Below are 13,056 nucleotides of genomic sequence, written 5' to 3' on the forward strand. Positions count from 1 at the left end.
GTGACGCGCCCCTCGACGCACATCTGGCGCCTCCTCAAGTGGGGCCGCACGCTGGCGAAGCACGGGGCGCTGCGCGGGATCGAGCACGACCCGAACACCCCGCAACCGGTTAAGCGGCTCACCCGGATTGCCCGTTTCGGAACGGTCCAGCCGCGCAACCCGGACTACGCGGCGGCGTTCCAGGCGATCGGCCCGGCGGCGATCAAGCTCGGCCAGTCGCTCGCCACGCGGCCCGACCTCGTCGGCGAGGAGGCGGCCCGAAACCTGCTGACGCTGCAGGACGATTTGCCGCCGGTGCCGTTCGCGGCGATCCGCGCCGAGATCGCCCGCAGCTTCGAGGCGCCGGTCGAAGCGCTGTTCTCAGAGATCGACCCGGTGCCGGTGGGCTCCGCCTCGATCGCGCAGGTGCATCGCGCGGTGACCAGCGACGGCAAGCAGGTGGCGGTCAAAGTGCTGCGCCCCGGCATCCGCGAGCGCTTCGCCCGCGACATCTCGACCTACGAATGGGCGGCGGCGCATCTCGAGGCGCTCGGCGGCGAGGCGGCGCGGCTGCGCCCGCGGCTGACGATCGCAAACTTCAAGCGCTGGACCAACCGCGAGCTCGACTTGCGCCGCGAAGCCGCCTCCGCCTCCGAGCTGGCCGAGGGCATGCGCGGGTTCGAAGGCTATTGCATCCCGTCGATCGACTGGGACCGCACCAACGGCAAGGTGATGACCATCGAGTGGATCGACGGCATCAAGATCAGCGACACCGAGGCGCTCAAGGCGGCCGGGCACGATCTGCCCGCGCTCGCCAGCCGGCTGGTGCTGGCATTCCTGACCCAGGCGATCAGCGCCGGGTTCTTCCACGCCGACATGCACCAGGGAAACCTGTTCGTGCGCCCCGACGGGGCGATCGTGGCGATCGACTTCGGGATCATGGGGCGGATCGACCGCCGCGCGCGGCAATGGCTGGCGGAAATCCTCTACGGCCTGACCACCGGCAACTACCAGCGCGTGGCGGAAATCCATTTCGAGGCGCAATACGTGCCGAGCTACCACTCGGTCGACGAGTTCGCGACCGCCCTGCGCGCGGTCGGCGAACCGATGCGCGGCAAGCCGGTAAGCGAGCTCAGCGTAGGGATGATGCTCGACGGGCTGTTCGCGATCACCCGCGACTTCGACATGCAGACCCAGCCGCACTTGCTGCTGCTGCAGAAGACGATGGTCATGGTCGAAGGCATCGCTACCCAGCTCCATCCCGAGATCAACATGTGGGACGTCTCGGCACCTTACGTGCGCAGCTGGATTCGCGACGAACTGGGCCCCGAAGCGGCGCTCGCCGACCGGATCCGCACCGATGTCCAGACGCTGCTGCGCCTGCCTGCGCTGGTGCGCCGGATCGAAGAGATGTTCCCCCCGCGCGGCGGCGCGCCAGAGCAGCCGCCGCTGCCCGAGATCCGCCTGATGTGGGACCAGCGAGAGCTGTGGCCGCTGCGCCTGCTCGGTTATGCCGTCGCCGCGCTGGCCGGCGCCGCGCTGGTCTGGGCCGCGCTCGCGGCGGGGTGGCTCGGCTGATGAGCAGTGCGGTGACCGACGGCTTGGGCCGTTCGCCGCTGCGCCTTCCCGACCTGGTCGGCCGGTGGAGCGCCCTGCGGCGGCCATTCCGGCATCTGCCGCGCTGGGCGGCGCTCGCGACCCTTGCGCTGGCCGTCCTCGCCTGCATCTGGGCCGTGCCCGCCGAGCATCGCTACGGCCATCGCGCGTCGAGCGAGATCCATAAGCGGCTGAGCCGCGGCGACCGGCGCGATTTCGATCTTTACAAGACCATCGATCACCGCGTCGCGGCGGGCGAGAACTACTACCACGCCGCGCTCGCCGAGCAGCGCAAGAGCCACTATCCGACGAAGCCGTTCGTCGCCGTGCGGCTTCCGACGCTTGCCTGGGCCACCGTCATCGTCGGGCTGACCGGCTGGCGCATCGTGGCGGGTGTGCTGTGGCTGATTACCGTTCTGGGGATGATCTGGTTCACCGCCGGGCGGGTTCACTGGGTCGAGCGGATCGGCGCGGCGCTTGCCGTCGCGGTTTTCGGCGCGGGCGCCTGGCTGACCGAGGTCGGCCTCAGCCACGAGATCATTGCCGGGCTGTCCCTCTCGGCCGCGCTGGTGCTGTACCGGCCGTGGCGCTGGTGGCCTTCGTTGCTCCTCGCCGCTTGCGCGCTGGCGATACGCGAGCTGGCGCTGCCGTTCGTGCTGCTGTGGGCGGCCTTCGCGGCCTCGCAGCGGCGCTGGCGCGAGTTCGCCGGGCTTGCGGCCCTGGTGACGATGTTCGCCGTGGGCCTGGCTCTGCACGCGCAAATGGTCGCTGCCTATCGCTTGCCGGGCGATTTGCCGTCGCAGGGCTGGAGCGGACTGCAGGGGCCCGTCCTGGCGCTGTTTGGGCTGATGTCCGTCGCCAGCCTGGGCAAGCTGCCGGGCTGGCTCGACCTCCCGTTCACGCTGCCGCTCTGGCTCGGGCCGCTGCTGGCGCTGCTGCCCCTGTTTGGCTGGGCGGCGCTCGGCGGCCGCCGGGGGTTGTTCGCGACACTGTGGTTCGTCGGCTACTTCATGATCGTTTCGATCTTTGCCCGGCGGATGAACTTCTACTGGCTCTCGCTGGTTCTGCCGGCCTACGGCGCCGGGCTGGCGTTCGTGCCGCGCGCGCTGTGGGACCTCGTCAGTGCCCTTCGCCGACGGCCTCATGCGGCAAGTGCCGGCTCGCCAGCAGCGTAACGACGACCGTCGCGCCCTCCACGATCATCGGCAGCCAGAACTGCGGCGTCGCGCCATCGACCACGGCCGTCACCAGCCTGCCGGTGAAGGCGATGCCGAACAGCGCGGCGGGCACCAGCAGAAGCTCGCCGTTGCGCTTCCAGGCCCCCCAGATCATGCATCCGCCGCCGACGACGAAGAAAGCGGTCATGTCGGCGCGCATCACCGCGAGGCCGGGAATGCCGTCCGGAAGCAGCGCAAAGCTGGCGCCTGTGCTTTCCGGCTGAAAGAAGAAACCGAGGCCAATCAATGTGAAGACGATGCCGCCGATCATGGCGAGCGCGGTGAGCACGAAACGCATGGGGTTCCTCCTCGTTCGGGCGCGACCATGCCCCACCCGGGGCCGCTAGGCAAAACTTAACCATCGCAAGGCATGTCTGGCCTTGGACGGAGCGCCCGGTTAGGGTGCCTTGAGCTGTTGGTACTGCGGGAGGTTACCTACGGGAAGCATGGCACAGCCACGCATCCTTCTGGTCGTGGGCGGCGGAATCGCCGCGTACAAGGCCTGCGAGCTCGTCCGCCTGATCAAGAAGGGCGGCGGCGAAGTGACGTGCGTGCTGACCGAAGGCGGTTCGCAGTTCGTCACGCCGATGAGCCTTGCCGCGCTCTCCGGCAAGCAGGTCTTCTCGAGCCTGTGGGACCTCAAGGACGAAGCCGAGATCGGCCATATCCAGCTGAGCCGGCAGGCGGACCTTGTGGTCGTCTGCCCCGCCACCGCCGACCTGATGGCCAAGATGGCCGCCGGGATCGCCGACGATCTCGGCACCACCCTGATCCTCGCCACCGACAAGCCGGTGCTCGCGGTGCCGGCGATGAACGTGCGGATGTGGGAGCACGAGGCGACCCAGCGCAACGTCGGCCTGCTCAAGAAAGCCGGCGTTCGGGTGATGCAGCCCGAGGAAGGCGAGATGGCCTGCGGTGAGTTCGGCGCCGGCCGCCTGCCGGAGCCGGAAATGGTCTGGCTCGAGATTGCCGACACGCTCGGTCTCGATCCCGGCGAGGCAGGGGCGCAGGAGATCGCCGATTACCTCGAGGCGCTCGAGCCTGAGGAAGAGCCGGAAGAGGAAGAAACCCATTCGCGATTCGGCGGGCTGGGCGACTTGCTCGCCTCGATCATCCCGCGCAGCACGCCGCGGCGCGTCGCCGAGGACGAGGTGGAGTTCGACGACGCCGCGTTCGCCTCGCTGGTCATCGAGGAGGAGGAAGTGCTCGCCACGCCCGACCTCTCGAGCCCAATTCTCGCCAAGAAGGGCAGCGCGAAAGCCGCCCCGCCGACCGATGCCGAAGCGCTCAACCACGAGGTCAATCCCAACCAGGTCGCACCCGAGCCGGTCGCCGCCGAGCCTGTTCCCGTTGCCGAACCCGAAGTAACCGAATCCGCACCCGAACCGGTGTTCATTGCCGATCCCGCGAACGACCCGAAGAAGGGGCCGCTCAAGGGCAAGCATGTGATTGTCACCGCCGGGCCGACTTACGAGCCGCTCGACCCGGTGCGCTACATCGCCAACCGCTCCAGCGGGAAACAGGGTTTCGCGATTGCCGCCGCCGCCGCCGCCGCGGGCGCGAAAGTGACGCTGGTTTCCGGTCCGGTGCATCTCGAGACGCCGCGCGGGGTCAAGCGGATCGACGTCGAAAGCGCCGAGCAGATGGCCAAGGCCGTGAAGAGCGCCTTGCCGGCCGATGTCGCGGTGCTCGTCGCCGCGGTGGCCGACTGGCGCACCCGCGACTACCTGCCCTACAAGCTCAAGAAGCGCGGTGACGCGCCGCCCGCGCTGCTGCTGACCGAGAATCCCGACATCCTGGTGAACGTCGCCGGCGACAAGAAGCGGCCCAAGCTGGTGATCGGCTTCGCCGCCGAGACCGACGATCTGCTCGCGAACGCGCGCAAGAAGCGTAAGAACAAGGGCGCCGACTGGATCATCGCCAACGACGTTTCCGGCGACGTGATGGGCGGGGCCGACAACCAGGTCACGCTGGTGAGGGAAATCGGCGAGGAGACCTGGGAGCCGATGAGCAAGATCGACGTCGCCAAGCAACTGGTCGAACGGATCGTCGATGAGCTCAAGTGAACGTGTGACGGTCCAGGTTACGCGGCTGCCGCACGGCGAAGGGCTCGAGCTGCCGCGCTACGCCACCGACGGGGCTGCCGGGATGGACGTGCTCTCGGCCGAGGACTTCACGCTCGCACCCGGCGCCCGTCACGCGGTGGCCACCGGGTTGGCCGTGGCGATCCCGCCGGGCTACGAGATCCAGGTGCGTCCGCGCTCGGGGCTCGCGCTCAAGCACGGCATCAGCGTGCCCAACACGCCGGGCACGATCGATTCCGACTATCGCGGCGAGCTCAAGGTGATCCTGATCAATCACGGCAGCGAACCGTTCGCGATCCATCGCGGCGATCGCGTGGCCCAGCTGATCCTCGCGCCGGTTACGCTCGCCAAGTGGTCCGAAGTCGCCGAACTGGACGAGACCGTGCGGGGTGCCGGCGGCTTCGGCTCGACCGGCGGGCATCGGGCGCTTTAGCCAATCATCTACCAGTCGTGGATCACGAAGATCGCCCCCGTTCGGAAGAGGGCGCTGACTGGATTGCCGTTCGAATCGGTCGCGGGCTGGAAGCGAGCTGTCTGTTCCAGAGCCGAACATGAATCCTCGCCGAAGCGGCTGGCCCAGGTCGCCATCTGTACCACGCAATCGCGGGCGCGGCCCTTGGCGTCGACGGTCATCCGCAGCTCGACCAGCCCGCTGATCCGATTGAGCAGCAGGTTTTCAGGGTACTTCATGTGCCAAACGGTTTCCTTGGCGTGGAGCAGCTCGGGGCCCTTGATCGGCGTGGCGGTCGGCGACGCGGCGCGAATCCATTTGTCTTCGAGCGCCTGTGCGCAGGCATCGAGACGCTCGTATTCGCCGGCCATCGGTCCGAGCTGAAGCGACAGCGGCTCCATGTCCTCCATGTCGAACGTCAGGGTTTCGGCGGAGCCATCGATCCGCACCACGGTTCCGGCCTTGAACCCTGTGTAGTTGTAGATCATGCCGGTCATCATCAGCGGACGCGGCAAGGCTGCAGCGAATACCGCCATCGGAATTTCTCCCGATTTTCCGATCAGTGCAAAGGTGTCCTGCTCATCGGTTCCACCAAGGGTGATCCGGGCGAATTCGGCCCGCTGCGGGCGGAGCGGCAGGCCCGGACCCCGCAAGATCACGTGATAAGGGGTCGCGGAGCCGAACGACTGAATGAACACATCCATCTTCTGTGCGCCGCTTCCGAAGCTGCGCGAGAGGAAGCAATTTTCGGAGGCCTGCCCGAGTTTCCAGGGGTCCGCCGGCGCTTGCGCCCAGGAGGCGAGCGACAGGCTCGCCAGGATCGCCGCCGCGGCGGTGGCCGCCATCGATCTTGCCAGATTGCCCATGTGCGACTCCCCTCGGGCAAGATGACCCATGAGGGAGGGCCGCACAAGGTCTTCGCTGGAAACAAGAAAGGCGAGCCCGCAATGGGCCCGCCCTTCTCGCTCAACGCTTGTCGCGGTGTCAGTTGGTCCGTTTCACCGGCTGCCGCTCCGGGGCGACCGAGATGCGCACGGTCTCGCCCGAATCACCGGGGAAATCGGTGAACATCGCTTCGACCAGGTTGGGCACCAGGTACTGCAGGCGGTTCGAAGTCGAAACGGCCTGCGCCTTGCCTTCGAACAGCCGGGCGTTGTCCGCCGCGCGATCGATCTTCAGGTCGATGCCGCTGGTGTAGACGGTATAACTCTCGACGTCGGGACCGCCGAAGAACGGATCGTACCAGCCATAGCCCCACGGGCTGTAAGGCACGTAGCCGATGCGGGTGTGGCCGTGGCGGCCGCGGTAGACCACCGGATAGCTGTACCACGGGCTGTAGAACGGATCGCGGTAGCCGAAGCCGGGGGTTGTCGTGACCCGCTCACGCCCGCGGTCGACGCCATAGTCGAAGCGCACGAGCAGGGTCGCCTGCTTCGGATCGTTGACGGGCTGGTAGCCGAGCGCGGCCATGTGGTCGGCCACGAAGTGCGCATACTGCTGGAACTCGAGCGAGCCGGCGAGCGCCGGGTCGTCGGGCACCACCGTGAAGGTCTGCCCGGCCGGGGCCGGCAGCTGGCTGGCGAAGTGCGAAACGTCGGCGCGAAATGCCGAGGTGCAGGCGGCGAGGCCGGCCAGCGCCGCGGTGACCAGCGCGAGCTTGAGGCCGCGCCCGATTGTCATGATGCTCATCTCGAATCTGTCTCCGAAACCCAGGTGCGCCGCGCGGGTGCACCTTCAAGAGCGCGCGCGAGGCTGTGAACGATAGAACGTGTCATAAAGCCGCCGGGCTGAATAGCGCTTGAACGCAAACGCGCAGAAAAGCGTGGTTTTTCAGGGTTATCAAGCTTGGGATGCCGGTCCGAATCGAGCATTTGCTCTCGCCGCGCGATCAGCGTTTCAGCCGATAGCTGACGAAGGCGATCGATTTCCCGTCGGGCGACCAGCTCGGCACGTTGAGCGTCCCCTGTCCGCCGAACAGCCGGGTGAGGATCTCGGGCGGGGCGCTGCCGTCGGCCGGCATCAGCCTGATCTGCACGTCGCTACGGTTCGGCGGATGATCGGGCAGCGCCACGTCGTCGCCGAACGAGATATAGGCGATCCACTTCCCGTCGGGCGACAGATGGGCAAACCAGTCGCGCCGCGCCGGGTCGCGGGTCAGCTGCACCGGATCGCCGCCGTCGGCCCGCGCGCGCCACAGCGCCATTGCGCCCGAGCGGGTCGAGTTGAAGTAGAGGTATCGGCCGTCGGGCGAGTACTCGGGGCCGTCGTCGACGCCGGGGCCGACGATGAGCGGCGTGGGCGCGCCTCCGGCCAAGGCGTGGGTCCAGATGTCGTAGCTGCCGTCGCCGGCGCCGACGCGGACATAGGCCAGCGTCGCGCCGTCGGGCGACCAGCCGTGCCAGTACGAGCGCGCCTGCGGATCGTCGACCAGCGTGCGAACCGGCGCGGACCCGTCGAGGGTGACGACGTGGATGCGGCTGAGGTTGTCGGGCTCGATCTGGTCGGAGATCGCCAGCAGCCTGCCGTCGGGCGAGAGGCCGTGGTCGTTGTTGTTGTCGAGATAGCGCCCGGTGTCGATCTGCACCGGCTCACCTCCCTCGACCGGAATGCGCCAGATACGGCCGCCGGCGTTGTAGATCAGTGTCTTGCCGTCCCGGCTCCAGTTCGGCGCCTCGATCTTGCCGTCGAACTGGCGCACGACCCGGCGCGAGCGAACGCCGCCGACTTCGATCACCTCCAGGCTCGCCTCGACTTGCGCGGCGTAGCCGGTGTCGGGCACATAGGCGAGCTTCGGAACGGTCAGCTCGACATGCGAGAACCGGGCCGTCTCGGTGACCGCGTTGTTGTGCGCCGAGAGGGCCAGCCCGACCAGGTACGGCGCCTGGAACGGAATGCGGAAGCTGCCGCCGGCGTGATGAAGCACCCCGTCGGGCCCGGCGACCGAGAAATAGACGAAGTCTCCCTCGCGCTCGAGCCGCACGCGGCTGGGGTGGGCTACGGCCGAGACGATCTGCCGTGTCGGCCCGTCCTGCACTTCCCGGTACTGGAGCGCGACCAGGCCGTCGCCGTGGAGCATGACGTCGGCATAAGGCGAGCCGGGGGTGAGGTTCTGGCGGATCATCAGCCCCGCCTTGCGGTGCGGGTCGCTCCCGGCGCCCTCGAAGGCGATGTCGGCGGCGATGTGCAGGTCGCCCGAACGCTCGGTCCAGGCGTAGTGGAAGGCATCCGCACGATCCCAGATGTTGGCGCCGCTGGCGCTGACCCGGTAGGCGTCGCCGGCGAATGTGACCCGCCCCGGCGTAGAAACCGCGCCGACGTCGCGGTGGTCGGCGAACTGTCCGACCGGCTCAGCCAGCGCCGCCCCCGCCCACAGCGAGACCAGTGCCGTCATAATGATTGCCTTGCGCATCTCCATCCCCCGATTCCGGGGAATGATAGCGCTAACAATGCGCCCGCGCGAGTCTCCTCAGGGGCGAACTAGGCCGAGGGCGTTGTAGGCTGCCGAAAGCGTCGGCGCGGCCCATTCGCGTGCCTTGCTGGCGCCGCGGACGAGGATCGCGTCGAGCGATTCGCGGTCGTGCCGCAGCTCGTTGAAGCGCGTGGCGATCGGGGCGAGGACCTCGACCATCAGCTCGCCGAGCGCCGGCTTGAAGGCGCCGAAGCCCTGGCCGCCATGCTCGCCCAGCACCGCCTCGACCGACTGGCCGGCGAGGGCGGCGTAGATCGTCACGAGATTGAGCGCCTCGGGCCGGCCGTCGAGGCCCGCGGCCTCGCTCGGCAACGGTTCGGGGTCGGTCTTGGCCTTCCTGACCTTGCGCATGATCTCGTCGGCGTCGTCGCTGAGGTTGATCCGGCTCATCTCGGAAGGGTCGGACTTGCTCATCTTCGCGGTGCCGTCGCGCAGGCTCATGATCCGCGCCGCGCCGGGCGGGATGATCGGCTCGGGCAGGGTGAAGACCGGCGAATCTTCGCTGGCGAAGTCGTTGTTGAACTTCTGGGCGATATCGCGCGCCAGCTCGAGGTGCTGCTTCTGGTCCTCGCCGACCGGCACATGGGTCGCCTGGTAGAGCAGCACGTCGGCGGCCTGCAGCACCGGGTAGGAGAACAGCGCGACGCTTTGCCCTTCGCGGTTCTTGCCCGCCTTGTCCTTCCACTGCGTCATGCGGCCCAACCAACCCATCCGCGCGGTGCCGCTCAGGAGCCATTGCAGCTCGGCGTGCGCTGGGACTTGCGCCTGGTTGAACAGCACCGAGCGCCTGGGGTCGATGCCGCAGGCGACCAGCGCCGCGGTCATCTCGAGCGTCGCCGCCTTCAGTTCGGCGGGAACGTGCGGCTGGCTGATCGCGTGGAGGTCGGCGAGAAAGAACAGGCATTCGTTGAGCTTCTTGGCTGCGCTACCGCCTTCGGCCGCTTGAGCGCGATTGGCTTCCTCCATCTCGTCCTGCATCCGCACCCAGTTGCGGATCGCGCCGAGATAATTGCCGAGGTGGAGGTTGCCGGTGGGCTGGATGCCGGAAACGACGCGCATGGTGAGGGCCTTTACGTGAATTGGATCAAGGATGGCAGCCCGTTGGCCCGGGCCGAGGGCGCTAGTTCAAGCGCTCCGACGCCATCGCCAGGCCGCCCGGCTGCCAGCCGCAAGGCGGCGCAACGCTGTCCGTTCGAGGGCGGTCCGGTCCATGTCGCGCCCATATCACAAAGGGCGGGCTGCGAAACCCCTACTCGGCGAGGTCGACCGGCTGCTTGGGAGGCCGTCTGCGCCTGAGCTGACCGATCAAGTCCTTGTCGAAAGCGCCGACGAGCCAGGCCACCGCGAAAAAGACCACCAGTCCCGCCGACACCAGCACGGTGAGCGACCCCACGCGCTCGAGCACGCTGCCGCCGTAGCGGTCGGCCATCAGCGGCATCAGCAGCAGGAGCGCCGCAGACATCGCCGCCGTGGCGACAATTTGCCGCCCGATCCGGCTCGCGAGCTTGCCGGTGAAGTGGAACCAGCCGCGGATCTGCAGCAGGGTGTAGAGCGTCACCACGTTGAGCGTCGCCGTCGTCGCCGTTGCGGCGGCAAGGCCGACGATGCCGAAGCGCGGCACGACCGCGAAGTTCAGGCCGATGTTGATCACCAGCGCGCCGGCCGCGACGGCCACGGGGGTCCGGGTGTCCTCGCGGCTGAAGAACGCGGGCTGGAATACCTTGACCAGCACGTAGGCGGGCAGCCCGCAGACCAGCGCGACGACGATGTGCGCCATGATCGCACCCTTGTCCGGGGTCATCTTCCCGCCGACGAAGAACGCGGTGACGAACGCCGGGGCGCAGATCGCCAGGGCGGCGGCGGCGGGCAGGGTCAGCAGCGTGCCGACCTCGACCGCGTTCGCCTGCAGCCGCTGCGCCTCGCGGCTGTCGCCGGTCTGGATGTGCCGCGCGAGCATCGGCAGGATCGCCGTGCCCAGCGCGATGCCGAAAATGCCCAGAGGCATCTGGTTGAGCCGGTCGGCCAGCTTGAGCAGGGTCAGCGAACCTTGCGGCAGGCTGGTGGCGAAGAACGTGTCGACCAGCTGGCTGATCTGGTAGATCCCCGCGCCGAAAGTCGCCGGGAGGATCAGCATTCCCAGACGGCGGACCTCGCGCGTCAGCTTGGGCATCCGCACGACCAGCGTGACGCCCGCCTTGCGCGTCGCCCAGGCCATGTAGGCAAGCTGCGCCATGCCGGCGATCGCGAGCGAAACCGCCAGCGACCAGGCGACGGTGACGTCGTCGCCGCCGCGCTCACGCAAGACGTAACCGGTCAGGATGCCGCCGATCATCACCAGGTTGAGCAGCACCGGAACGACCGCACCGGGGGCGAACCTCGAGCGCGCGTTGAGCAGGCCCGAAAGCATCGCCACCAGGCTGACCAGCGCAAGATAGGGGAAGGTCATGCGCGACAGGCTCACCGCCAGCTCGAACTTGCCGGGGACCTCTTGATAATCGCGCGCCAGCAGCCAGACGATGCCGGGCATCGCGAGCATGCACAGCGCCGAAAAGCCGAGCAGGACCCAGACGAACACCGCGAGCACGTCGCTGGCGAACCTGGCCGCCGCATCTTCGCCGCCTTCGGAATGCAGGGCGCGGGTGTACATCGGCACGAAGGCGACCGAGAACGCGCCTTCGGCGAACAGCCGGCGGAAGGTGTTGGGCAGGGTGAAGGCGAGCTGCCAGGCATCCGACGCCATTCCCGCGCCGAGCACGCGCGAGAGCATCATGTCGCGGATGAAGCCGAACACCCGGCTAACCGCGGTCAGCCCGCCGATCGTGCCGACGTTGCGGACGAGGCTGCTCATGCGGGCCCCCTCCGGGCTCGGCTCAGGCTTCGCCCTCGACCGGCGCTTCGCCGGCCTGCTCCTGCTGCGCCTGCAGCTGCTGGACGTAGATCGCGCCGAAATCGATCGGATCGAGCACCAGCGGGGCAAAACCCGCATCGCGGGTGGCGTCGGCGATCACCCGGCGGGCGAACGGGAACAGGAAGCGCGGCGCCTCGGCGTAGACGAAGGCGTGCTTCTGGTCGTCGGGCATGTTGCGCATGCCGACGAGTCCGCAATAGGCGAGCTCGACGATATAGGCGGTGCCCTGCTGCATCTTGGCGTTGACCGAGATCTTCAGGGTAACTTCCTGCACCTCGTCGTTCATAACCCGCGCGGCGATGTTGAACTGCACGTCCAGCTCGGGCGCATCGGTCCAGCCGAACGAGTCGGGCGCCTTGGGGTTCTCGACCGAGAGGTCCTTGACGTATTGCGTGATAATCCCGGCGACCGGCGACGTGTCGGCGCCGTTGCCGTTGGACTGCGGGTTGAGATCGGTGAGGACGTCGCCTTCTTCGGCCATGGAAATGCTTTCTGCTGCAATGCGGAGACTACGGATGGCGGGCGCGTAGCAGCCGTGTGACACGCCCGCAACGGAAACGGCTGGCGCGCCCGCGAAATGCGCCGGACCGGCCCGTTCCGCAGTTGTTCATTTGTAATTAGGCCCTATCTCGGGCACAATCGGAACCAAGCGGCCCACCGGGTGCTTGTCCGAGTGAAACGGGACTGAAACGAAGTGATTTACGAGATCGTCATCCTCGCCATGATCGCGGCCTTCCTGGGCTTGCGGCTCTATTCGGTGCTTGGGCGCCGGGCGGAGCATGAGGAGGAGCCGGTCGCGCAGCGTTTCGACGCGGGCGAAAGCGCCAATGCGCCCAAGCCGGTGCTGCCTCCGGGCCAGCAGACCCTGCGTCCGCAGCGCGAACTCGCCGGCGTCCCCGCGGCGACCGAGCGCGGCATTCGCGAGATCGCCGCCGCCGACCGCCGTTTCGACCTGCTGCCGTTTATCGACGGCGCCAAGGCCGCCTACGCGATGATCCTCGAGGCGTTCTGGCGCGGTGACAAGGCCGAGCTGAACCAGCTCTGCGACCGCGACGTTTACGAGAGCTTCGCCGCCGCGATCGACGCGCGCGAGGCGGCCGGCGAAAAGCTCGACAACCGGCTGATCCGGATCGAGGAAACGACCATCCATTCGGCCACGCTCGACGGCAAGATCGCCCGCATCGCGGTGCGCTTCGTCGCCGACATCGCCACCGTCACTCGCGACAAGGACGGCAACGTCGTCGCCGGCTCGCTCGACGATGCGATCGAGAGCCGCGATATCTGGACCTTCATGCGCGACGTCACCGCCGCCGGGCCCGACTGGTTGCTCGACGAAACCGACGAGGGCTGAT

Annotated in this window: 12 protein-coding genes; 5 read left to right on the plus strand and 7 right to left on the minus strand. The window is 67.9% G+C overall.

All coding sequences use genetic code 11. The annotated features are described in order from the left end of the window. Entirely contained in the window at window positions 1-1,557 is a 1,557-nt protein-coding gene (ubiB, locus tag G7B69_RS10235; protein ID WP_166178859.1) for a 2-polyprenylphenol 6-hydroxylase, read from the plus strand. Then, window positions 1,557-2,750 carry a hypothetical protein gene (locus G7B69_RS10240; RefSeq protein ID WP_166178861.1) on the plus strand — a complete coding sequence of 398 codons (1,194 nt, stop codon included), beginning with the start codon at window positions 1,557-1,559 and terminating at the stop codon, window positions 2,748-2,750. Before ubiB ends, G7B69_RS10240 begins: the two co-directional genes overlap by 1 nt. Here G7B69_RS10240 and G7B69_RS10245 read toward each other — a convergent pair. Beyond that, window positions 2,695-3,090, minus strand: a complete 396-nt coding sequence (locus G7B69_RS10245) for a YiaA/YiaB family inner membrane protein (RefSeq protein ID WP_166178863.1) — start codon at window positions 3,088-3,090, stop codon at window positions 2,695-2,697. The two genes, G7B69_RS10240 and G7B69_RS10245, sit on opposite strands and share 56 nt — an antisense overlap. A 148-nt stretch (window positions 3,091-3,238) precedes the next feature. Between G7B69_RS10245 and G7B69_RS10250 the strand changes: the two genes are divergently transcribed. Together G7B69_RS10250 and dut are read left to right on the plus strand one after the other, a co-directional pair. Then, window positions 3,239-4,858 carry a bifunctional phosphopantothenoylcysteine decarboxylase/phosphopantothenate synthase gene (locus G7B69_RS10250; protein ID WP_166178865.1) on the plus strand — a complete coding sequence of 540 codons (1,620 nt, stop codon included), beginning with the start codon at window positions 3,239-3,241 and terminating at the stop codon, window positions 4,856-4,858. Continuing rightward, window positions 4,845-5,309, plus strand: coding sequence for a dUTP diphosphatase (dut, locus tag G7B69_RS10255; RefSeq protein ID WP_166178867.1), 465 nt, complete (start codon window positions 4,845-4,847; stop codon window positions 5,307-5,309). The genes G7B69_RS10250 and dut overlap by 14 nt, the downstream gene beginning before the upstream one ends. Before the next feature lie 8 nt (window positions 5,310-5,317). Here the strand turns inward: dut and G7B69_RS10260 are convergent, their stop codons facing one another. The 6 genes from G7B69_RS10260 to secB all read right to left on the minus strand — a co-directional run bounded on the left by G7B69_RS10260 (window position 5,318) and on the right by secB (window position 12,185). Next, window positions 5,318-6,193, minus strand: coding sequence for an energy transducer TonB (locus G7B69_RS10260; protein ID WP_166178869.1), 876 nt, complete (start codon window positions 6,191-6,193; stop codon window positions 5,318-5,320). A gap of 118 nt (window positions 6,194-6,311) precedes the next feature. After that, a complete protein-coding gene (locus G7B69_RS10265) occupies window positions 6,312-7,007 on the minus strand; it encodes a DUF4136 domain-containing protein (RefSeq protein WP_166178933.1) in 696 nt (231 codons plus the stop codon). 208 nt (window positions 7,008-7,215) lie between these two features. After that, entirely contained in the window at window positions 7,216-8,718 is a 1,503-nt protein-coding gene (locus tag G7B69_RS10270) for a TolB family protein (protein WP_207785998.1), read from the minus strand. 75 nt (window positions 8,719-8,793) lie between these two features. Further along, window positions 8,794-9,855: a tryptophan--tRNA ligase gene (gene trpS, locus G7B69_RS10275; protein ID WP_166178873.1), complete on the minus strand. Its 1,062-nt coding sequence runs from the start codon at window positions 9,853-9,855 to the stop codon at window positions 8,794-8,796. A 190-nt stretch (window positions 9,856-10,045) separates the two neighbouring features. Beyond that, window positions 10,046-11,644, minus strand: a complete 1,599-nt coding sequence (gene murJ, locus G7B69_RS10280; RefSeq protein WP_166178875.1) for a murein biosynthesis integral membrane protein MurJ — start codon at window positions 11,642-11,644, stop codon at window positions 10,046-10,048. A gap of 22 nt (window positions 11,645-11,666) precedes the next feature. Next, window positions 11,667-12,185 (minus strand): protein-export chaperone SecB, encoded by a 519-nt coding sequence (secB, locus tag G7B69_RS10285; protein ID WP_166178877.1) that lies wholly within the window; start codon window positions 12,183-12,185, stop codon window positions 11,667-11,669. 213 nt (window positions 12,186-12,398) lie between these two features. On the opposite strand from secB, the gene G7B69_RS10290 reads away from it, so the two are divergent. Beyond that, window positions 12,399-13,055 carry a Tim44/TimA family putative adaptor protein gene (locus G7B69_RS10290; protein WP_207785999.1) on the plus strand — a complete coding sequence of 219 codons (657 nt, stop codon included), beginning with the start codon at window positions 12,399-12,401 and terminating at the stop codon, window positions 13,053-13,055. Window position 13,056 lies beyond the last annotated feature (1 nt).

This window comes from Croceibacterium segetis (genome assembly GCF_011320115.1).
GTDB lineage: Bacteria > Pseudomonadota > Alphaproteobacteria > Sphingomonadales > Sphingomonadaceae > Croceibacterium_B > Croceibacterium_B segetis.

Bases quoted from the DNA above. Each gene is read 5' to 3' on its own strand.
- G7B69_RS10240 (WP_166178861.1), top strand. From the start codon at position 1,557: ATGAGCAGTGCGGTGACCGACGGCTTGGGCCGTTCGCCGCTGCGCCTT.
- G7B69_RS10245 (WP_166178863.1), bottom strand. From the start codon at position 3,090: ATGCGTTTCGTGCTCACCGCGCTCGCCATGATCGGCGGCATCGTCTTC.
- G7B69_RS10250 (WP_166178865.1), top strand. From the start codon at position 3,239: ATGGCACAGCCACGCATCCTTCTGGTCGTGGGCGGCGGAATCGCCGCG.
- dut (WP_166178867.1), top strand. From the start codon at position 4,845: ATGAGCTCAAGTGAACGTGTGACGGTCCAGGTTACGCGGCTGCCGCAC.
- G7B69_RS10260 (WP_166178869.1), bottom strand. From the start codon at position 6,193: ATGGGCAATCTGGCAAGATCGATGGCGGCCACCGCCGCGGCGGCGATC.
- G7B69_RS10265 (WP_166178933.1), bottom strand. From the start codon at position 7,007: ATGACAATCGGGCGCGGCCTCAAGCTCGCGCTGGTCACCGCGGCGCTG.
- G7B69_RS10270 (WP_207785998.1), bottom strand. From the start codon at position 8,718: ATGACGGCACTGGTCTCGCTGTGGGCGGGGGCGGCGCTGGCTGAGCCG.
- trpS (WP_166178873.1), bottom strand. From the start codon at position 9,855: ATGCGCGTCGTTTCCGGCATCCAGCCCACCGGCAACCTCCACCTCGGC.
- murJ (WP_166178875.1), bottom strand. From the start codon at position 11,644: ATGAGCAGCCTCGTCCGCAACGTCGGCACGATCGGCGGGCTGACCGCG.
- secB (WP_166178877.1), bottom strand. From the start codon at position 12,185: ATGGCCGAAGAAGGCGACGTCCTCACCGATCTCAACCCGCAGTCCAAC.